Source organism: Cupriavidus plantarum (genome assembly GCF_905397285.1).
In the GTDB taxonomy this organism is placed as follows: Bacteria; Pseudomonadota; Gammaproteobacteria; order Burkholderiales; family Burkholderiaceae; genus Cupriavidus; species Cupriavidus plantarum.
This window is the reverse complement of record NZ_CAJPUX010000002.1, coordinates 521430-542443: the sequence shown is the minus strand read 5'-3', so window position 1 is coordinate 542443 and position 21014 is coordinate 521430. Positions and strand designations below refer to the sequence as shown.

Genomic DNA, 21014 nt, shown 5'->3' with positions numbered 1-21014 from the left:
TACTGCGGGGGGACCGCGTAGGGAACCGCCATCGCGATGGCGGTGTCAATGCAGCACCTCTGTTGTCCACCGAATGCAGGCATGCCACGTTGTGCGTGGTCTGCCCATACCGGCCGCGCCGCCGGATCCGGCCCAATCCAGGAGATCTATGCGCAGTTCCTCGCCCTCGCGCCTCGCCGGGCTGCCCGTCGGCATGATCGCCGTGGTGGCTATCGCGATCCTGCTGGTGTGGTTCGGCACGCTCGACGCCCGCCACCTGCTGCGCCCCGACGAAGGCCGCTACGCCGAGATCTCGCGTGAGATGTTCCTGAGCGGTGACTGGGTCACCATCCGTTATAACGACCTCAAGTACTTCGAGAAGCCGCCCTTCCATATGTGGGTGACGGCGCTCTCCTATACGTTGTTTGGGGTGGGCGACTGGCAGGCGCGGCTCTGCGTGGCGCTGGCTGGCATCGCGGGCATCGCCGCGTCGATGTTCGCCGCCGCGCGCTGGTACGGCCCGCGCGTCGCCCTGCTGACTGGACTCGCGCTCGTGGCCGCGCCGATGTGGAGCGTCGCCGGTCATTTCAATTCCCTCGACATGACGCTGTCCGGCGCGCTCGCCTGCGTGCTCGCCTTCATGCTCGTCGCGCAACACCCGTCCGCCGCCTCGGCCGCGCGCCGCAACTGGATGCTGGCGTGCTGGGCCGCGATGGGCGTCGCCGTGCTGACCAAAGGCCTCGTGGGCCTCGCGCTGCCGGGCCTCGTGCTGGTGGTCTATACGCTGATCACGCGCGATATTGGCCTCTGGCGCCGTCTGCACCTGCTCCCCGGCATCATCGTGATGCTGATCGTCACGGTGCCGTGGTTCTGGCTGATCGACGCGCGCAACCCCGAGTTCGCGCATTTCTTCTTCATCCACGAACACTGGGACCGTTACACGTCCACCGTGCACGAGCGCAAGGGCAGCATCTGGTACTTCGTGCCCCTGGTGGTGGCGGGCTTCCTGCCATGGCTCGGCCTCTTGCCGCGCATGTGGACCGCCATCCGCGAGCGCGCCGGCGCGAAGCTGGACACGGAGCGCGCCCCCGGCTGCAAGCCGTTCCAGCCGGCGCTGCTGGCTGCCGTATGGGCTCTGGCGATCTTCGCGTTCTTCAGCCTGTCCAGCTCCAAGCTGCCCGGCTATATCGTGCCGATCTTCCCGGCGCTCGCCATCCTGGCCGGCGTGGCGCTCGACCATATCAACGAGCGTTCGTGGAACCGGCAGGTCAACGCGATGCTCGTGCTCGCCGTCGCGGGCCTGCTCGCCACGCCCTATATCGCCACGCTCGACAAGGCGTCCACGCCCAACGAGGTCTATCGCCTGTTCGCGTTGTGGGTCGGCGCCGCGTTTCTCGTGCTGCTTGCCGGGGCATTCGCCGCCCGCCGGCTGCTGCGCTCGCGCGGCCTCTTGCCAAGCATCACGGCCTATGCGCTCGCGCTTTACCTGTGCTGCACCGTCGCGCTGCTCGGCCACGAGGTGATGGGCCGCCGCGCGTCCGGCATCGACCTGCTCCCCGCCGTGCGCGCCGCGCTCAAGCCCGACATGCCGTTCTACGGCGTCGGCATGCTCGATCACACCCTGCCGTTCTACCTCGGCCACACGCTGACGATGGTGGAACACCCCGACGAGCTCGAGTTCGGCGTCACGCAGGCCCCGGACCGCTGGCTGCCGACCATGGCCGCGTTCATCGCCAAATGGAACGACGGCCAGCCCGCCATGGGTATCATGTCGCCCGACACCTATGAAGGGCTGCGCGCACAGCAGGTGCCGATGCATGTGGTTGCACGGGACGTGCGCCGCGTGGTCGTCAGCAACTTCCCGGTGCCGGCGGCATCCGCCCTTCCCGAGACGAAACCTGCCTCATGACGCTTTCGACCTTCGCTTTCATCTTTGCCGGCGTGTTGCTCAATGCATGCGCCCAGTTGCTGCTCAAGGCCGGCACCAATGCGGTGGGCGCCATCACGCTCGACCGCGCGACGCTGCTGGACACCGCGTTCCGCGTGATCACCCAGTGGCCCGTGCTTGGCGGCCTGACGCTCTACGTCGTCAGCGTGGGCGTGTGGATCATCGGGCTGTCGCGCGTGGATGTTTCCATCGCCTATCCGATGTTGTCCCTCGGCTACGTGGTCAATGCGCTGGCCGCGTGGTGGCTGTTTGGTGAGATGATCGGCCCGTTGCGCGTCGCCGGCATCCTGCTGATCCTGGCGGGCGTATTCCTGATCGCCCGTTCCTAGACCCAAGACTGCGACGATGACTGCTTCTCACGACTTTCTGCCGTTCGTCCGGCCCGACATCGATGCCGCGGCCATTGCCGAGGTCGGCAAGGTGCTGGCGTCCGGCTGGATCACTTCGGGCCCGAAGATGCAGGCGTTCGAGGCCGCGCTTTCCGCACTGTTCGACGGACGGCCGGTCCGCACGTTCGCGAACGGCTCCGCCACGATGGAAATCGCGCTGCGCATCGCGGACATCGGTCCCGGCGACGAAGTCATCACCACGCCGATCACCTGGGTCGCGACGGCCAACGTCGTGCTCGGCGTCGGGGCGCGTCCCGTCTTTGTCGATATCGACCCGCGCACGCGCAATCTGGACCTCGATGCGGTGGAAGCCGCCATCACGCCCCGCACGCGCGCCATCATGCCCGTCTATCTGTCGGGCCTGCCGGTCGATATGGATCGCCTGTATGCGATGGCGAAGAAACACGGCCTGCGCGTGATCGAGGACGCCGCGCAGGCGATCGACTCCCGCTGGCGCGGCCGCCGCATCGGCGCTTTCGGCGATCTGGTCAGCTTCAGCTTCCAGGCCAACAAGAACATCACGACCATAGAGGGCGGCTGCCTGGTCATGAACTCGCCCGAGGAAGCGCTGCGCGCCGAGCGGCTGCGCCTGCAGGGCGTCATCCGCACGGGCATGGACGGCATGGACGTCGAGGAGCCCGGCGGCAAGTTCAACCTTACGGACGTCAACGCAGTGATTGGCCTGCAGCAGCTCGGGAAACTCGACGCGATCACCGCGCGGCGCGCGATGCTCGCGGAAGCGTACTTCGAAGGTTTCCGTGCGACGGCCGGCTTCGACGCGCTCGGGGTCGAGCTCCCGCTGCCGCTCGACCGCGAGGCCGCCACCACGAACTGGCACATGTTCCAGGTCGTGCTGCCCACCGAACGCATGGCGGGCGGCTCCGCCGCCGCGCGCCGGCAGTTCATGGAAGCGATGCGCGAGCGCGGCATCGGCATTGGCGTGCATTACCCGCCCGTGCATCTGTTCACCCATTACCGCTCACTGGGCTGGCGCGAAGGCATGCTGCCGCATGCCGAACGTATCGGCCAGGGCATCGTCACGCTGCCGCTGTTCCCCGCGATGCAGCCTGCCGACGTTGCGCGGGTATGCGAAATCTTCACCGACACATGCAAACGCCTCTCTCACTAAGCCCGGTCGAAGTCTCGGTCGTCATTCCGGTCTACAACGAGGAAGACGGCCTGCAGGCCCTGTTCGATCGCCTCTATCCGGCGCTCGACGGACTGGGGACGTCGTACGAGATCATCTTCATCAACGACGGCAGCGCCGATCGTTCGCCGGCGATGCTGGCGGCGCAGTATCACAAGCGTCCCGATGTGACGCGCGTGATCCTGTTCAACGGCAACTTCGGCCAGCACATGGCGATTCTCGCGGGCTTCGAGCACACGCGCGGCCGCATCGTGATCACGCTCGACGCGGACCTGCAGAATCCGCCGGAAGAGATTCCGCGCCTCGTGGAGAAGATGCGCGAGGGCCACGATTACGTCGGCACGATTCGCCGCCAGCGTAACGACACCGCATTCCGCCGCTACGCGTCGCGCGCGATGAACCGCCTGCGCGAGAAGATCACCAAGATCCGCATGACGGACCAGGGCTGCATGCTGCGCGCCTACGATCGTAACGTGGTCGATACGATCAATGCCTGCCGCGAGGTCAACACGTTCATCCCGGCGCTGGCTTATACGTTCTCCTCGAACCCGATCGAGATCGAGGTCGGCCACGAACAACGCCACGCGGGCGAGTCCAAATATTCGCTGTACCAGCTCATCCGCCTGAACTTCGACCTCGTCACGGGCTTCTCGATCGTGCCGCTGCAATGGTTCTCCGCCATCGGCACGCTGCTGTCGATCTCGTCGGCGGGCCTGTTCTTCGTGCTGCTGATCCGCCGATTCCTCCTCGGCTCGGAAGTGCAGGGCGTGTTCACGCTGTTCGCCGTCACGTTCTTCCTGATGGGCATCATGCTGTTCGGCATCGGCCTGCTCGGCGAGTATGTCGGCCGTATCTATCAGGAAGTCCGCGATCGTCCGCGTTATCGCATCCAGGCGGTGCTCGAGCGCACGGGCAGCAGCCCCGGTGGCGCTGGCGCCGGCGATTTCGATGGCGACGCCAGCACCGGCGTGGAGGCGGCTTCGTGCGAGCGGTAGTCTTTGCGTATCACAACGTCGGCGACCGCTGCCTGCGCGTGCTGCACGCGCGCGGCGTTGACGTGGCGCTGGTCGTCACGCATCGCGACCGTCCCGACGAGAATATCTGGTTCCGCCGCGTGGCGGACACCGCCGCGGAACTCGGCGTGCCTTTCGTCTATGGCGAGGACCCGACAGATCCCGCGCTCCAGCAGGCCGTGCGCGAGGCCTCGCCCGACGTCATCTTTTCGTTCTACTACCGCTCGATGATTCCCGCCGCGCTGCTGGCGGTGGCGCCCGGCGGCGCGTTCAACATGCATGGTTCGCTGCTGCCGAAGTATCGCGGCCGCGTGCCCGTGAACTGGGCCGTGCTCCACGGCGAGACCGAGACCGGCGCCACGCTTCATGCGATGGAAGCCAAGCCCGACGCGGGCTTCATTGTCGACCAGACCGCCGTGCCGATCCTTCCCGACGACACCGCCGGCGAGGTCTTCGAGAAGGTCACCGTTGCGGCCGAGCAGACGCTGTGGCGCGCGCTGCCGGCGATGATCGCGGGCCGCACGCCCCAGCGGCCCAATGCGCTGGCTGACGGCAGCTACTTCTCGGGACGCAAGCCCGAGGACGGCCGCATCGACTGGCGCAAGCCGGCGGCGGAGGTCTACAACCTGATCCGCGCGGTGGCGCCGCCCTATCCCGGCGCGTTCACCGATATCGGCGACCGCCGCTTCGTGGTCGCGCGCGCGCGCCGCATCGCGGACACGAACGTGGGCGCGAACGCCGGAACGCTGTCCGCCGGCCTGCACGTGCGCGGTGACCGCATCGTCGCCGTGTGCGGCGATGGCGGACTGCTCGATATCCAGTCGCTGCTGCAAGGCCGCAGCGCGGACGACGGCGTGGCCGTCACCCCATCCGAACTCGCTTCTCTTATTACCGTTCTGCCCAACGAGGAAAACCGATGAAAAAGGTCCTGATTCTTGGCGTCAATGGCTTCATCGGCCACCACCTGACGCGCCGCATCCTGGAAACGACGAACTGGGAGGTCTACGGCATGGACATGTCGTCGGATCGTCTGGGCGAGCTGATCGAACATCCGCGCATGCACTTCTCGGAGGGTGACATCACCATCAACAAGGAGTGGGTCGAGTACAACATCCGCAAGTGCGACGTGATCCTGCCGCTGGTCGCCATCGCCACGCCCGCGACTTACGTGCGCAACCCGCTGCGCGTGTTCGAGCTCGATTTCGAAGCCAACCTGCCGATCGTGCGCAGCGCCGTGAAGTACGGCAAGCACCTGGTCTTCCCGTCGACCTCCGAGGTGTACGGCATGTGCGCCGACGAAGAGTTCGATCCGGAAGCCTCGCCGCTGATCTACGGTCCGATCAACAAGCCGCGCTGGATCTACGCCTGCTCCAAGCAGCTGATGGACCGCGTGATCCACGCCTACGGCATGGAACAAGGCCTCAACTACACGCTGTTCCGCCCGTTCAACTGGATCGGCGCCGGCCTCGATTCGATCTTCGAGTCGAAGGAAGGATCGTCCCGCGTGGTGACGCAGTTCCTCGGCCATATCGTGCGCGGCGAGCCGATCAAGCTCGTCGATGGCGGCGAACAGAAGCGCGCCTTTGCCGATATCTCGGACGGCATCACCGCGCTGATGCACATCATCGAGAACAAGAACGGCGTGGCCAGCGGCAAGATCTTCAACATCGGCAATCCCGCCAATATCCACTCGGTGCGTGAGCTGGCCGAGATGATGCTGCGCATGGCCGCCGACTACCCCGAGTACGCCGAGGAAGCGCGAAAGACGCAGATCGTCGAAACGTCGTCGGGCGACTTCTACGGCAAGGGCTATCAGGACGTGCAGCACCGCGTGCCGAAGATCGACAACACGATCGAGGAACTGGGCTGGAAGCCCCAGGTGTCGATGGAAGACGCGCTGCGCCGCATCTTCGAAGCGTACCGCGGCAAGGTCGTGGAAGCCCGCACGCTCGTGGACTCCGCGAACTGACATGGCCCGCATCGCGCTCAAGGTCGACGTCGATACGCTGCGCGGCACGCGCGAAGGCGTGCCGAAGCTGCTGTCGATGCTGTCCTCCGCGCGGGCGCAAGCCACGTTCCTCTACAGCCTCGGCCCCGATCACACGGGCTGGGCGCTGCGGCGCGTGTTCCGGCCCGGCTTCCTGAAGAAGGTCTCGCGCACATCGGTGGTATCGCTCTATGGCGTGCGCACGCTGATGTACGGCGTGCTGCTGCCCGGTCCGGACATCGGCCGCAAGGGCGCCGCCGAGATGCGCGCGGCGCGCGCGGCGGGGCATGAGTGCGGCATCCATACGTGGGATCACGTCTACTGGCAGGACAATGTCCGCGGCCGCGATGCGGCGTGGACGCGCCGACAGATGCAGAACGCGTTCGACCGCTACGTCGATATCTTTGGCGAGGCGCCGCCCACGCATGGCGCGGCGGGTTGGCAGATGAACGACGAGGCGTTCCGGCAGATCGACGACTGGGGGATGGCCTATGCCTCCGATGGCCGTGGCGTGACGCCGTATATCCCGACCGTCGATGGTGTCGCCTGCCGTCACGTGCAAATGCCGACAACGCTGCCGACGCTCGACGAGCTGATCGGCGTCGACGGCTGTACGGAAGACAACGTGCATGAAGCGATCCTGCGGCTGACCGACCGCGATCCGCGCGACCACATCTTCACGCTGCACACGGAGCTCGAGGGCGGCAAGCTCGCGCCGGTCTTCGAGAAGCTGCTCGCCGGCTGGCGCGCGCAGGGCCACGAGCTGGTCTCGATGGCGACGTGGTACCGGCACCTCGACCGCTCCACCCTGCCGCAATTGCCGGTGACGTGGGGCGAGATCGAGGGCCGCAGCGGCGAGTTGATTATCCAGCCGTGATGTGGCTCCCGTTCAACGGCGTGTCAGTCGCAGGCCGTTGAACACCACCAGCAAGCTCGCGCCCATGTCGGCGAACACCGCCATCCACATGGTGCCCATGCCCATGACGGTCAGCGCGAGAAACACAACCTTGATCCCAAGCGCCAGCGCGATGTTCTGACGCAGGATGGCCGACGTCCGGCGCGACAGCCGCACGAACGCCGGGATCTTGCGAAGGTCGTCGTCCATCAGCGCGATGTCCGCGGTTTCGATCGCGGTGTCGGTGCCGGCCGCGCCCATGGCGAACCCGATATCGGCACGCGCCAGCGCGGGCGCGTCGTTGATACCGTCGCCGACCATGGCCACCTTGCGTCCGGTCGTATGCGTCTTGTCCGTCAGCGCGGCAATCGCGTCCGCCTTGTCGCCGGGCATCTGGTTGCCGCGCACCTCGTCGATGCCGACCTGCTTGCCGATGGCGGCCACCGTGTGTGGGTTGTCGCCCGACAGCATCAGCGTGCGGATGCCGAGCGCGTGGAGTTCCTCGATGGCCTGCCGGCTGGTGTCGCGCACGGTGTCGGCCACACCGAACACGATCAGCGCTTCGGGCCTCGGCTCCATCGCGGCGAGCAGCACCACCGTCTTGCCCTGCCGCTCGAGCGCCTCGAGCCGCGCCTCGAGCGCCGGCGAACACGCGCCGAGTTCGTGGATCAGGCGGTGATTGCCGAGGCAATACTGGACGCCATCGATCCGCCCGCGCACGCCAAGACCCGCAAGGGCCTCGAAGTCCGCCACCTCACGCGGCGCCATCCCATCGCTCGCCGCCGCTTTCGCCACGGCGCGCGACACCGGATGATCGGACCGCGCCGCAAGGCTGGCCGCCACGGCATGGGCATCGGCGCCGGACTGCGCGACGAGCACCGCCATATCGGTCTGCGCGGGCTTGCCGTGCGTCAGCGTGCCGGTCTTGTCCAGCGCGAGCCACGCGAGGTCACGGCCCTGCTCCAGATAGACGCCGCCCTTGACGAGGATCCCCCGCCGGGCCGCCGCGGCGAGGCCGCTCACGATGGTCACGGGCGTGGAGATCACGAGCGCGCAAGGACATGCGATCACCAGCAGCACCAGCGCCTTGTAGACCCACTCATGCCACGCTGCGCCAGTGACCAGCGGCGGCACGATCGCCACAAGCACGGCAATCGCAAACACGGCCGGCGTATAGATCCGCGCGAAACGATCGACGAATCGCTGCGTCGGCGCGCGGCTTCCCTGCGCGGCCTCCACGGCATGGATGATGCGCGCGAGCGTCGAATCGCTGGCAGGCGCCGTCACCTCGTACTCGACCTCGCCCGACTGGTTGATCGCGCCCGCGAACAGCGGATCGCCGATGGTCTTGTCCACCGGCACACTCTCTCCCGTGATCGGCGCCTGATCGAACGCCGATTGCCCGCGCACGACGCGCCCATCCAGCGCCACGCGCTCGCCCGGGCGCAATCGCACGCGCGCGCCGACGGGCACATCGCGCGCGGCCACGGGCTGCCAGTTGCCATCGGCTTGCAGCACCACTGCCTGCTCGGGCGTCATGGCCATGAGGCCGCGAATCGCATTGCGCGCGCTATCGAGCGACGCGGCCTCGATGCGCTCCGCGATCGCAAACAGCACCATCACCATCGCGGCTTCGGGCCATTGGCCAATCGCGGCCGCGCCCGTCACCGCGATGCTCATCAGCGCGTTGATGTTGAGGTTGCCGTTGCGCAGTGCGATCCAGCCCTTGCGGTACACCCCCAGCCCAGAGATCGCAATGGTGGCGAGTGCAAGCGCGGCCGGCAGCCATGGCGTGGCAATGCCGAACCATTCGGCAACTTCCGCACCCAATGCGGTCGCGGCGGCCAGCGCGAGGGGCCACCATGGGGCGGCGGCTTCCTGAGGCGTCACCTCCGGCGTGGCGCCGGGTTGCGCGTCGGCAATGGGCTCGGCCTTCATGCCGAGGCTGCCGATGGCCTGCACCACGACGTCTGGCGACGGCAGGGTGTGGTGGACGGTCAGCACGCGCTGCATCAGATTGAAGTCGAGCGCCGCCACGCCCGCCATGCCGCCGAGCTTGTTTCGGATCAGCGTCTCTTCGGTCGGGCAGTCCATCGCCGCGATCCGATACCGCGCCGCCCGTGTCCCGGCTGGGGCGGCCACCGGCGCAGTGACTGACGCAGTGACTGGCGCAGTGACGGGCGCAACCGGCGCGCCGCAACCGCCGCCACAGCAGGCGTGAGCGGGCGCTTGTGCGTCGTCATGCACATGACCGCCATGATCATGGTTATGGTCATGATCATGGCCGTGAGCGTGTGCATGGCCGTCGTGGCCGTCGCCGTGGTCGTGCTCATGCCCCCCATGGGCAAGGTCATGCTTCGCGTGGGCAAGGTCGTGATGCGGGTCCTGTACCGGGTGCCGGGCCATAACGAGATTCCGGGTGGTAAGCCAATATGGAATCCATTGAAGACCCTGTAGTCGCTACAGAGTCAAGGCGCCCCTTTGGGAAAGGGCCCCGCGTCCGGAAACAGCAGCTCGAACTCGGTCAGCCCCTCCTGGCTTCGTACCGTCACACTTCCCCCATGCAGCCGCATGATCGAATCCACGATCGCGAGCCCGAGCCCGGTAGACGTGGCCGAGTTGCGCCGCGAGGGGTCGGCCCGGAAAAACCGCCCGAACAACTGCGGCAAGGCCTCCGCCTCGATCGCCGGCCCCGCGTTGGCGATGCGAATCCCCGTATGCCCGGGCCGTGCCCGCATGACGGCCAGCCGCACCGTGCTGCCCGACGGCGCATGCCGCAGCGCATTGTCGAGCAGATTGGTCACCGCGCGCCGCAGCAGCGTCTGGTCCGCACTGACCATCGCGGTCCCGGTGATGGTCAACGTCAGGTCCCGCTCCGCCGCCACCGCGTCGAAATACTCGGCCACCTTGTCGATCTCCGCGCGCGCATCGAGCTGCCGCTGATCGAGCGCCACCTGGGCATGGTCGGCCCGCGCGAGAAAGAGCATGTTCTCGATCATGCGCGACAAGCGCTCGAACTCCTCGAGGTTCGACTCCAGCAGCGCCTCGTATTCAGCTGGACTGCGCCGCTGCGCCAGCGTGACCTGCGTCTGCCCGACCAGATTGCTGATCGGCGTACGGAAGTCGTGCGCCAGATCGGCGGAGAACGTGGAGAGCCGCGTAAAGCTGTCCTGCAACCGCGCCAGCATGTCGTTGAGCGCGCCCGCGAGTTCGCGCAACTCCTCGGGCGCATTGCCCACGTCGAGCCGCGTCGCCAGCCGGCTCGTGGTCACCGCCGCGGCATCGTCGGCCATGCGGCGCAGCGGCAGCAGCCCGCGGCGCGCCAGCAGAAAGCCGAGCGCGGCGGCGACGATGGCGCCGCACAGCGTGGCGCCGAGCAACTGGCCGCGATATTCGCGCATCAGGGCGAAGCGCGAACCGGCATCGCTCAGCACGAGGATTTCGACGGTGCGCCCGGTCGTGCCGACCTCTCCCAATGCGGCAAGCCCTCGCGACGGCGTGCCATTGCGCGGGCGCCACGATTCCAGCATCGAGCGATCGGGCGTCACGTTGGCCGCATGCACACGTAAAGGCGGCAGCGTCTCGTTGCGAGGATTGAGCGTGATCAGCGGCTCCCCGTCGCGCGTGCGCACGATCAGGATCAGGCCCTCGTGCCCCATCGCGATATCGGCAAAGCGATGCGTATCGGCCCGGATCTCGGTTTCGTTCTCGACTTCGCGCAGCACGTGCCGCACGCGCAGGACCTCGCTCACGAGCTCGCTGTCCGCATGCCCTTCGAGCTGGCTCTGCAGCGCGCTGGATAGATAGGCCGCCACGCCGACCAGAATCAGCACGGTCGTCAGCCCATAGGCGAGCGCAAGCCGCGCGGTCAGCGACGACATGCGGCGGCGCAGCCAGCTCATACCCGCACCTCCATCACTCACGCTTCATCGACGTCGTCGAGCACATAGCCCATGCCACGGCGCGTATGGATGAGCTTGCGGGGGAATGGGTCGTCGACCTTGGCGCGCAGGCGCCGGATCGATACATCGACCACGTTGGTGTTGCTGTCGAAGTTCATGTCCCACACCTGCGAGGCAATCAGCGAGCGCGACAGCACCTCGCCCCGGCGGCGCGCCAGCAATTGCAGCAGCGCGAACTCCTTGGAGGTCAGGTCGATACGCTGGCCCGCGCGCGTCACGCGCCGGCGGATCGCATCGATCTGGAGGTCGGCGACCTCCATGAACTCGCTCTCCCGCAACGGGCCGCGGCGCAGGATGGTGCGGATGCGCATGACCAGTTCCGCGAACGCGAACGGCTTGACCATATAGTCGTCGGCGCCGAGCTCGAGGCCCTTGAGGCGGTCCGACAGTTCGTCTCGCGCGGTCAGGCATAGCACGGGCGTGTCCTTGTCGCGCCGCAGTTCGCGCAGCACCTGCCAGCCATCGACGACGGGCAGCATCACGTCGAGCACGATCAGGTCGTAGTGATGCTCGCGGGCATGGGCCAGCCCATCCGCGCCGTCGCGCGCGAGGTCGGCCACGAAGCCGGATTCGGTCAGTCCCTTCAGCAGGTAGTCGCCCGCCTTGGGTTCGTCTTCCACGATCAGGATGCGCATTGACAATCACTCATGGACACGCCGCGGTGGTTTTCGGCGGCGCGTCCGGATTTCCGTTGTTCAGAACCGCACGATAGCCGAGGATTCACCGGGAGGGTCGCACATTGCAGAAATGTCACGTTGACGCGCCGGTTTCTATCCGTGCAAACCCGGTACAATGCGCGCTGTCCTTTTCACGCATCTTGTTACCGCTCGCTATACGGTCTTCTCGTCCGCAGTCTGCAATGAAACGTCTGTTCGCCAGCTTCCTGTTGTGTCTCGCCATGTTCGCGCTCCCCATCCAGGGTGCCGCGGCGGCCGTCATGATGGTGTGCAGCGCGGCGGAAGCGGCGGGCCTGTCGATGACGGAGCGCCATGCGGCCGTCAAGGCGGAGGCCGAGGCGGAGATCGGTGTGGACGGCGCGCAGGCGTCCGTGCACGGCCACTGCCATATGCAGAGCGTGAGCGAGGCCGACGATCAGCCCGTCTGGCACGATGCCGGCGACAAGGGCCGCGATGCGGGGACGATGCTGCCGATCGGCAAGCATGCCTCGCATATGGGTTCGCATGCCGGGCACCATGCTGGTGGCATGTGCAGCGCCTGTGCCGCCTGCGCGGCGGGTGCGATGCTGCTGCCTGAAATTCCTGCCGTGGCGCTGATTCACCAGCGTCATGCCGCACCGCTTGCGGCGCCTGCCGCGTTCGCGAGCTACCTCCCCCTGCCGGCCGAGCGCCCGCCCACTCCCCTCTGCTGACACCCCACGTGCGTCCATCGCACGCCCGCGCGCGCTGAATCGCGCGCGGCGCGTTGCGGATTGCCGCATGCATTGCGTTCGCTCCGGCGAAGCGTCTACCGCTGGCTCCGCCGGGATTCCCTGACGCGCTGATCGCGTCGCCTCCGTACTCGAGGTTCGTCATGCCATTGTTGCGCATTCTGGCGATTGCCTGCCTGATGCTGCCTGCCGCCTATGCCGCGGCCCAGGCATCGGCGCCATCGTCCCACCCTCAGCCCGCGCCAGACCCGCTCGACCCCCGCGCGGCCGTGCCGCCATTGCCCGCCGTTGGCGCGCTCGACGGCTACACGCCCTTCGCGCCGGCGCCCATCGCCAGCTGGCGCCAGTCCAACATCAACGTGGCCGCCCAGGCCGGGCATGCCGGCCACAACATGGCCGCGCCCGACCCACATGCTGGCCACAACATGGCCGCGCCCGACCCACATGCTGGCCACAACATGGCCGCGCCCGACCCACATGCCGGCCACACCATGGCTGCGCCCGACCCGCATGCCGGCCACACCATGGCCGCGCCCGACCCACATGCTGGCCACAACATGGCCGCGCCCGATCCGCACGCCGGCCACAACATAGCCCCGCCCGATCCGCACGCCGGCCACAACATGGCCGCGCCCGACCCACATGCCGGCCACAACATGGCCGCGCCCGACCCACATGCGGGTCACGCGCTGCCTACGATGCAGGAGCCGACGCATGCGCACTAACACTCTGGCGGCACTGCTATCCGCCTCGCTGCTGGCCGGCTGCGCGCAGTTCTCGGCGGACGGTGGCTTCACGCCCGTGGCCGATACCGCGCGGGAGCGGCTCGGCAAGGACGCGGCATGGCTCCGTACCGACGGCGACCGCAGCGCCGCGCGCGCGAGGACGCGCGAGTTGCTTGCCGCGCCGCTCGACGCCGACGCCGCGATTCAGGTCGCGCTGCTCAACAGTCCCGCGCTGCAGGCGCAGTTCGCCAACCTAGGCATCGCCGAAGCCGACTACGTGCAGGCCACCCGCCTGCCAAACCCCGGCTTTTCCTTCAGCCGCAAGAGCGGCGGCGACGTGCTCAAGATCGATCGCGCCGTGACCATCGGCGTGATGAACCTGCTCGCCCTGCCTTTCGCCGCCCGCATCGAGGACAACCGCTTCGCGCAGGCGCGCCTGCAAGCCGCCGACGCCGTCCTGGGACACGCCGAAGCGACGCGGCGCGCATGGGTGGAGGCCGTTGCCGCCGAACAAGCCATGCGCTATGCCGAGCAGGTGCGCCGCACCGCCGAGACCGGCGCCCTGTTCGCCAGAGACATGGCCCGCGCGGGCAACATGAGCGCGCTCGACCACGCCCGCGAGCAGGCGTTCTACGCAGAAGCCGCCGCCCAACTCGCCCGCGCCCGCGAACGCACGATCACCACGCGCGAACGGCTCACGCGCCAGCTCGGCCTGTGGGGCGACGACGCGCAGCAGTACCGCCTGCCCGAACGGCTGCCCGACCTCCCCGGCACGCGACCCGAAATGCAGGACCTTGAAAGCTACGCCATCGCCCAGCGGCTCGACCTGCAAGCCGGCCGCGCGCAACTGGAAAGCCTGGCCCGCTCGCTAGGCCTCACGCGCGCCACCCGATTCGTCAGCGTGATCGACGTGGGATACCTGCACAACAGCGACAACGGCCGCAGGGAAACGGGCTACGGCATCGATATCGAAGTGCCGCTGTTCGACTGGGGCACCGCGCGCGTGGCACGCGCGGAAGCCGTCTACACGCAGGCCGCCGCCCAACTCGCGGACAGCGCCATCGCGGCACGCTCGTCGGTGCGCGAGCGCTACGCGTCCGTCCAGGCGCGCTATGACATCGCGCGCCATTACCGCGACGAGGTCGTGCCGCTGCGCAAGCGCATCGGCAACGAACACCTGCTGCGCTACAACGGCATGCTGCTGAGCGTCTTCGAACTCCTCGCCGATGCGCGCGACCAGATCGCCGCCGTCAACGGCTACCTCGACGCCCAGCGCGATTTCTGGCTCGCTGACGCGGAACTGCGCAGCGCGCTCGGTGGCCGCTTGCCCGATGGCCCCACTCCCACGGAACAACGATGACCATGGTTTCCCGACGTCGATTTCTCGGCGGCTCCGCCGCCGCCATGCTGGGCGCCGCGATGGTCTCGCGCGCCGGCGCCGCCGCGCTGCCCGAGGCGCCGCTGCAACAGAGCCCGATCATGCAGCCGCCACTGGCACCCGCCAATGGCAGGCCCTATCAACCGGTCGCCACGCTCAACGGCTGGACCCTCCCCTGGCGCATGCGCAACGGATGGAAGGAATTTCATCTGGTCGCCGAACCGGTCGAGCGCGAGATGGCGCCCGGCATGACCGCGCACCTGTGGGGCTACAACGGCCAGAGCCCAGGCCCCACGATCGAATGCGTGGAAGGCGACCGCGTGCGCATCTTCGTCACGAACAAGCTGCCTGAACACACGACCGTGCACTGGCACGGCGTGATCCTGCCCGCGGGCATGGACGGCGTGGGCGGCCTTTCTCAGCCGCACATCCCGCCGGGCAAGACCTTCGTCTACGAATTCGAGATGAAGCATGCGGGTACGTACATGTACCACCCGCACTCGGACGAAATGGTGCAGATGGCCATGGGGATGATGGGCTTCATCGTCGTGCATCCGCGAGACACGCGGCGCATGCGCGTGGACCGCGACTTCGTGTTTCTCATCGCATCCTACGCAATCGACCCCGGCACCTACACGCCGCGCGTCGCGGAGATGACCGATTTCAACATGTGGACGTGGAACAGCCGCGTGTTTCCTGGCATCGACACGCTACCGGTGCGACTCGGCGACCGCGTGCGCATCCGCGTGGGCAACCTCACGATGACGAATCATCCGATCCATCTGCACGGGCACCGCTTCGAGGTCACGGGCACCGACGGCGGATGGGTGCCGCCCTCCGCGCGCTGGCCCGAGGTGACCACCGACGTCGCTGTGGGTCAGATGCGGGCGATCGAATTCATCGCCGACAATCCGGGCGACTGGGCCTTCCATTGCCACAAGGCGCACCACACGATGAACGCGATGGGTCATAGCATGCCCACCATGATCGGCGTGCCGCAGAAAGACCTGGCCAGCCGCATGAGCGCGCTGGTCCCCGACTATATGGCGATGGGCGAGTCAGGCATGGCGGACATGGGATCGATGAAGATGCCGCTGCCCGAGAACACGCTGCCGATGATGTCGGGCCAGGGACCGTTTGGCGCGATCGAAATGGGCGGCATGTTCACGACGCTGAAGGTGCGCGAGGGACTGGCCGCCGACGACTATCGCGACCCGGGCTGGTACCGGCACCCGAAGGGCTCCGTCGCGTTCGAGTACACCGAACGCGGTTAGTCGACGCGATAGAAGTCGATCGACTGGCCGGCGTTGACGGCGCGCTGGAGCCAGTCCGGATACTCGCCGGTGCCGTCCCACGTCTGCCCCATCGCATTGCGATAGAGCGGCGTGGGCCGCGCGGCGGGCTTGTCGCCACCGGCCGCATCCGGTTTCGCTTCGCCGGCGCCTTCCCCTTCCTCATGCGCGTCGACATCCGCAGCTTCGATATCGGCGAAGCATCCGGCCTCGACAAGATCGTCGAACGTCAGACCATGATGTTCCATCTGCTCGTGGATCCAGGTCACGGCGGCTTGCTTGGCGGAATCTGACTCGGACATGACTCTATGCGGGGCCCGCCTGAGGCAGCGGGCAAATGAACACGGGGAAACCGGATCGAACCGGCGATGCGAGGACAAACGCGAAACATTCTACCGCGTGTTCGGGCCGGAGTCCCCTCGATAGGAGGGTCAAGTTTGCGAAGCGCGTGACGCGCGTCATGGACACGGCCGCAATCGCATGCATCTTTGGCAATCCTGGCAGATTTTGCGGCATGACAGCATTGTCATGGCGCAGTCATGCTCGCGTGGCCGGACGGTTCGTAGACTGTTGTTGTGGTCGGCACATCGCCGGCCAGACAAGCAGTCCTCACCAGGAGGACCTACCAACAGGAGTCAACGATGCGAAATCTCAGGCATATCTTGCTATCCACCACCCTTCTCGCCACGCTGGCCGGTATGGCCGGCATCGCGAGCGCGGCGGGCGGAGCGGGCACGCGCACCGCCGATCCCTACCTCGACGGTGCACGCACAGGTGCGCGCGACATCTACACCGACGGCGCGCGCGCCGTGAACGACCAGCGCAACCCGTTCACCGACGGCGCACGGAGCGTGCACGATCAGCGCGATCCGTTCACGCGGGGTGCGTAATCCCTTCGAAGGGCACGGGCGTGTCCGAGGCGTCAACTACGCAAACGGCGGCTGCGGCGGTTGCGGCGGCTGCGGCCCGACGGGGCGCGGCCGGAGCAGACGGAAACTGTTCGGGGGGCATGGGCTTGCCAAACAGATAGCCCTGTAGCGCGTCGCAGCCCAGCCCCGCGAGGAACTCGCGCTGCTCGTCCGTCTCTACCCCTTCCGCCACCACCTGCAGGTTCAACGTGCGTCCCAGTGCGACGATCGCCGACACGATGGCCGCGTCTTCCGAATCTTCCTCGAGCTCCCGTACGAAGCCGCGATCGATTTTCAGTTCGCTCGCGGGAATCCGCTTGAGGTGCAACAGGCTCGAATATCCGGTGCCGAAATCGTCGATGGCGATGCGGACGCCCATGTCGTCGAGCCGCGTCAGGATCGCGAGACTGGTTTCCACGTCGCGCATTGCCGTGCTCTCCGTGATCTCGAGCGTCAGCGACGACGGCGGCACGCGATGATTCGCCAGCGCCTCCGCTACCGCCTCGACCATCCCCGCATGGCAGAACTGCAAGGCGGATAGATTCACCGCCATCGATAGCGACGTCTGTCCGGCCGAATGCCACACCGCCAGCTGGCGGCACGCTTCGTCGAGCACCCAGTTGCCGATCGGCACGATCGCACCCGTTTTCTCGGCGAGCGCGATGAACTGGTCCGGCATCAGCAGTCCCTGGACCGGATGGTCCCATCGCAGCAAGGCCTCGGCGCCAATCAGCGCGCCGTTGCCCGCCGCGTACTTGGGCTGGTAATGCAGGCGCAGCTGCCCCTGCTTGAGCGCGCCGCGCAGATCCTGCAGCAGCGTCTGCTGCGCGCGGGCCTGATGATTCATCGACCGCTCGAAGTAGAAGTACGCGTTGCGGCCGCTGGCTTTGGCGTGATACATCGCCGCGTCGGCATTCGTCAGCAGCGCGTCCTGATCGGCGCCATCGGCCGGGTGAACCGCGATACCGATGCTGGCCGAGACATGCAGCGTGAGCCCGGCCACGTAGACAGGCTCGCGCAGCGCGGCCAGCAGGGACTCGGCGATGACGCCCGCGTCCGCCGGCTCGTCCACGCGGGCCAGCAGCACGAACTCGTCGCCGCCCACACGGGAGATGGTGTCCTCAGACTGCATGATCGCGCGCAGCCGCCCCGCGATTTCCACGAGCAGCGCGTCGCCGACGTGATGGCCGTAGCTGTCGTTGATCCCCTTGAATCCGTCGAGGTCCACGAAGAGGACCGCGAAGCTTCCCTGCTGGCGCACGTTGGCTTGAATGGCCTGATTGAAGCGGTCATCGAGCAATGCGCGGTTGGGCAGGCGCGTCAGCTTGTCGTGCAACGCGAGGAATTCGAGTTCCTGGTTGGCCGCGCCGAGCGCTTCGGCCATGATGGCGGTGCGCATCTCCAGGCGCATGTCCAGCACCGACGTAATCAGCGCAACCGCGAGCACGCAGATCGTGATGACGAGGATCGGCAACGCGAGCGACTCGCCGGGCAGGCCCCTTCCCACGGCCCCGCACACGCTGCCCAGCGGGAATTCCGCCGCGGCCATGCCCGTGTAATGCATCGATGCGATCGCGCCGCCCATGATCACCGCCGCGCCGAGCCGGAGCTGATGCACGCGCGGCATGTTCCGGCGCAATTGAAACGCGATCCAGAGCGCCGCGCCCGATGCAGCCACGGCGATCATCACCGAGAGCGCGAACAGCGCGGGGTTGTAAATAATGCCGGGCTCGATGCGCATCGCCGCCATGCCCGTGTAATGCATGCTTGCGACCGCCCCGCCCAGCACGAGCGCACCGCCCGACAGTCGTTGCCACGGCAGATTTTCGCGACAGACGAGCCAGAGCGCGAAGGCCGATGCCCCGATCGCGATCGCCAGCGACAGCATCGTGATGCCGATGTCGTAGGCCAGCGGAATCGGTAACCGGAATGCCAGCATGCCGACGAAGTGCATCGACCAGATGCCGAAGCCCATCGCCGTGGCGCCGCCCGCCAGCCACACATGTGCCTGCACACCGCGCGCGGTTGCGATGCGGCCGGTGAGATCGAGCGCGGTATAAGACGCGAGCACGGCGACCAGCAGGGAGAACAGGACCAGAAGCGCGTCGTAGCTAGGGGACATCATCGGGACATCATCGAAAGGGCGAAATCGGTAAGGCGAGCGGTAAGGCGAGCGGTAAGGCGAGCGGTAAGGCGAGCGGCAGGGCGAGGGACGGCAAGTCAAATAACGGCGCCGGACCCGAAAAATTCAAGCGTCCGGAAACATAACAATACGATGCTTGACATGCAATCCGCCCGCAAGACGCGGCGTCCGACGATTCCTACACGTCAATCGGCGTGCGTCGGAGAGGCCACGCAACGGCGGACGCCTATGCTTCAGTCATGGCAGCGAACGCAGGAGAAACCAACATGTGGAAGCGAATTGCTGGTGCGCTCACAGTGGGCGCTTGTGTGTGGGCGATGTCCGGTTGCACGCTCGGCGGTGCCGCGGCGGGTGGCTATGCAGGACATGAACTGACCAACGGCAGCACCGCGGGCACGATTGGCGGCGCAGTGGTTGGCGGTGTTATCGGCCACGAGCTGGGCAAGTAAAGAACAACGTAGGACGTAACCTTTTCCGCTATCTGGAAGGACGGGCAGGGTCCCCCAGATTTGCGCGGTGCGGCTCTTGATGGGAAGAGTCCACCGCCACCGCCGCGTCATGTGCTTCGTGTTTCATCGCTGAAAGGCGTCACGCTCGACATGTCGTTTCGTGACGCGGCGCGTGGGAAACCTCAAAAAAAAGCCCCGGGATCTCCCCGGGGCTTTGTCTTTTGCGGCGATACGAGGTCAGTAGGACTTCGGCAGTCCCAGCACGCGCTCGGCGATATGACACAGGATCAGCTGGGCGCTGACGGGCGCGATTCGCGGGATGTACGACTCGCGCAGATAACGCTCCACGTGATACTCCCGCGCATAGCCCATGCCTCCTAGCGTGAGCACCGCGGTCTGGCAGGCCTGATGCGCGGCCTCGGCGGCGAGGTACTTCGCCGCATTCGCCTCCGCCCCACACGGCTTGCCCTTGTCATAAAGCCACGCCGCCTTCCACACCATCATGTCCGCGGCCTCGAGCGCCATCCATGCCTGCGCGAGCGGATGCTGGATGCCCTGGTTCTGTCCGATCGGCCGTCCGAACACGGTCCGTTCGCGCGCGTATCGCGTGGCGGCATCGAGCGCCGCCCGGCCAAGCCCCACCGCTTCCGCCGCGATCAGGATGCGTTCCGGGTTCAGCCCATGCAGGATGTACTCGAAGCCCCTGCCCTCTTCGCCGATGCGATCGGCTGCCGGCACCATCAGCCCGTCGATGAACAGCATGTTCGAGTCGACCGCGCCCCGGCCCATCTTGTCGATCTCCCGCACTTCCACGCGCTCGCGGTCGAGCTTCGTATAGAACAGGCTCAGGCCCTGCGTGGGTCTGGCGACCTTGTCGAGCGGCGTGGTGCGCGCGAGCAGCAGCATGCGCGTGGCCACCTGCGCGGTGGAGATCCAGATCTTGCGGCCATCCACGCGATAGGCACTGCCATCGGGCGTGGCGACGGCCTGCGTCTTCAGGCGCGTGGTGTCGAGGCCCGCGTCCGGTTCGGTCACGGCGAAGCACGCTTTCTCCTCGCCCGCGATCAGCGGCGGCAGCGCGGCCTGCTGTTGCGCCTCGCTGCCGAAAACGACGACCGGGTTCAGGCCGAACACGTTCATATGAATGGCCGACGCGCCCGAAAACCCGGCCCCCGATGCCGACACCGTCTGCATGATCAGCGCAGCCTCGGTAATACCGAGTCCCGCGCCGCCGTACTGCTCCGGCATCGCGATGCCCAGCCAGCCCGCGCCGGCCATGGCCTTGTGGAACGCATGCGGAAACTCGTGGCGCGTGTCGAGGTCGGCCCAATACTCGGGTCCGAAGTCAGCGCAGAGCTGCGTGACGGCCTCGACGATGGCGTTTTGTTCGGCGGTCCGTTCGAAGTTCATCC

Annotated in this window: 20 protein-coding genes; 14 read left to right on the top strand and 6 right to left on the bottom strand. The window is 67.0% G+C overall.

Annotated elements, in window-relative coordinates:
- The first annotated feature begins 148 nt into the window (after positions 1-148).
- Genes KHP16_RS11150 through KHP16_RS11120 form a run of 7 tightly spaced genes read left to right on the top strand, consistent with a single transcriptional unit; the run spans position 149 to position 7340 of the window.
- Positions 149-1888, top strand: coding sequence for a glycosyltransferase family 39 protein (locus KHP16_RS11150; protein WP_211960186.1), 1740 nt, complete (start codon positions 149-151; stop codon positions 1886-1888).
- Entirely contained in the window at positions 1885-2256 is a 372-nt protein-coding gene (locus tag KHP16_RS11145; RefSeq protein ID WP_109583282.1) for a DMT family transporter, read from the top strand. Before KHP16_RS11150 ends, KHP16_RS11145 begins: the two co-directional genes overlap by 4 nt.
- A 16-nt stretch (positions 2257-2272) precedes the next feature.
- Entirely contained in the window at positions 2273-3445 is a 1173-nt protein-coding gene (locus tag KHP16_RS11140; protein WP_109583283.1) for a DegT/DnrJ/EryC1/StrS family aminotransferase, read from the top strand.
- Positions 3424-4458, top strand: a complete 1035-nt coding sequence (locus KHP16_RS11135) for a glycosyltransferase (RefSeq protein WP_244214577.1) — start codon at positions 3424-3426, stop codon at positions 4456-4458. Before KHP16_RS11140 ends, KHP16_RS11135 begins: the two co-directional genes overlap by 22 nt.
- Positions 4446-5396 carry a formyltransferase gene (locus KHP16_RS11130; RefSeq protein ID WP_109583284.1) on the top strand — a complete coding sequence of 317 codons (951 nt, stop codon included), beginning with the start codon at positions 4446-4448 and terminating at the stop codon, positions 5394-5396. The genes KHP16_RS11135 and KHP16_RS11130 overlap by 13 nt, the downstream gene beginning before the upstream one ends.
- Entirely contained in the window at positions 5393-6445 is a 1053-nt protein-coding gene (locus KHP16_RS11125; RefSeq protein ID WP_109583285.1) for a bifunctional UDP-4-keto-pentose/UDP-xylose synthase, read from the top strand. The genes KHP16_RS11130 and KHP16_RS11125 overlap by 4 nt, the downstream gene beginning before the upstream one ends.
- A 1-nt stretch (position 6446) precedes the next feature.
- The gene (locus tag KHP16_RS11120) at positions 6447-7340 is read left to right on the top strand and encodes a polysaccharide deacetylase family protein (RefSeq protein ID WP_211960185.1); all 894 of its coding nucleotides are present in this window, start codon (positions 6447-6449) and stop codon (positions 7338-7340) included.
- Between the two features lie 12 nt (positions 7341-7352).
- Here KHP16_RS11120 and KHP16_RS11115 read toward each other — a convergent pair whose 3' ends face one another.
- Positions 7353-9452 carry a heavy metal translocating P-type ATPase gene (locus KHP16_RS11115; RefSeq protein ID WP_244835755.1) on the bottom strand — a complete coding sequence of 700 codons (2100 nt, stop codon included), beginning with the start codon at positions 9450-9452 and terminating at the stop codon, positions 7353-7355.
- Between the two features lie 153 nt (positions 9453-9605).
- Between KHP16_RS11115 and KHP16_RS28345 the strand changes: the two genes are divergently transcribed.
- Positions 9606-9815, top strand: coding sequence for a hypothetical protein (locus KHP16_RS28345; protein WP_244835754.1), 210 nt, complete (start codon positions 9606-9608; stop codon positions 9813-9815).
- 11 nt (positions 9816-9826) lie between these two features.
- On the opposite strand, the gene KHP16_RS11110 is transcribed toward KHP16_RS28345, so the two are convergent.
- On the bottom strand, positions 9827-11260 hold the full coding sequence (locus tag KHP16_RS11110) for a heavy metal sensor histidine kinase (RefSeq protein ID WP_109583288.1): 1434 nt from the start codon (positions 11258-11260) through the stop codon (positions 9827-9829).
- A gap of 17 nt (positions 11261-11277) precedes the next feature.
- A complete protein-coding gene (locus tag KHP16_RS11105; RefSeq protein WP_109583289.1) occupies positions 11278-11955 on the bottom strand; it encodes a heavy metal response regulator transcription factor in 678 nt (225 codons plus the stop codon).
- Between the two features lie 224 nt (positions 11956-12179).
- Here KHP16_RS11105 and KHP16_RS11100 point away from each other — a divergent pair, with 224 nt between their 5' ends.
- The 4 genes from KHP16_RS11100 (at position 12180) to KHP16_RS11085 (ending at position 16084) form a co-directional block, all read left to right on the top strand.
- Positions 12180-12689, top strand: coding sequence for a hypothetical protein (locus tag KHP16_RS11100; RefSeq protein ID WP_244835753.1), 510 nt, complete (start codon positions 12180-12182; stop codon positions 12687-12689).
- Between the two features lie 161 nt (positions 12690-12850).
- On the top strand, positions 12851-13432 hold the full coding sequence (locus KHP16_RS11095) for a hypothetical protein (RefSeq protein WP_211960183.1): 582 nt from the start codon (positions 12851-12853) through the stop codon (positions 13430-13432).
- Positions 13422-14792 (top strand): TolC family protein, encoded by a 1371-nt coding sequence (locus KHP16_RS11090; protein ID WP_211960182.1) that lies wholly within the window; start codon positions 13422-13424, stop codon positions 14790-14792. The genes KHP16_RS11095 and KHP16_RS11090 overlap by 11 nt, the downstream gene beginning before the upstream one ends.
- A gap of 2 nt (positions 14793-14794) precedes the next feature.
- Positions 14795-16084 (top strand): multicopper oxidase family protein, encoded by a 1290-nt coding sequence (locus KHP16_RS11085; RefSeq protein ID WP_109583741.1) that lies wholly within the window; start codon positions 14795-14797, stop codon positions 16082-16084.
- Here KHP16_RS11085 and KHP16_RS11080 read toward each other — a convergent pair.
- A complete protein-coding gene (locus tag KHP16_RS11080; protein WP_211960181.1) occupies positions 16081-16404 on the bottom strand; it encodes an H-NS family nucleoid-associated regulatory protein in 324 nt (107 codons plus the stop codon). The two genes, KHP16_RS11085 and KHP16_RS11080, sit on opposite strands and share 4 nt — an antisense overlap.
- Positions 16405-16743: 339 nt before the next feature.
- Between KHP16_RS11080 and KHP16_RS11075 the strand changes: the two genes are divergently transcribed.
- Entirely contained in the window at positions 16744-16992 is a 249-nt protein-coding gene (locus tag KHP16_RS11075; RefSeq protein ID WP_179593844.1) for a copper resistance protein CopQ, read from the top strand.
- Here KHP16_RS11075 and KHP16_RS11070 read toward each other — a convergent pair.
- Complete coding sequence (locus KHP16_RS11070; RefSeq protein WP_211960180.1) at positions 16976-19135, bottom strand: putative bifunctional diguanylate cyclase/phosphodiesterase; 2160 nt, start codon at positions 19133-19135, stop codon at positions 16976-16978. The genes KHP16_RS11075 and KHP16_RS11070 overlap by 17 nt on opposite strands.
- 284 nt (positions 19136-19419) lie before the next feature.
- On the opposite strand from KHP16_RS11070, the gene KHP16_RS11065 reads away from it, so the two are divergent.
- Positions 19420-19602 carry a glycine zipper 2TM domain-containing protein gene (locus KHP16_RS11065; RefSeq protein ID WP_109583294.1) on the top strand — a complete coding sequence of 61 codons (183 nt, stop codon included), beginning with the start codon at positions 19420-19422 and terminating at the stop codon, positions 19600-19602.
- A gap of 237 nt (positions 19603-19839) precedes the next feature.
- Here KHP16_RS11065 and KHP16_RS11060 read toward each other — a convergent pair whose 3' ends face one another.
- The gene (locus tag KHP16_RS11060) at positions 19840-21012 is read right to left on the bottom strand and encodes an acyl-CoA dehydrogenase family protein (RefSeq protein ID WP_109583295.1); all 1173 of its coding nucleotides are present in this window, start codon (positions 21010-21012) and stop codon (positions 19840-19842) included.
- Positions 21013-21014 lie beyond the last annotated feature (2 nt).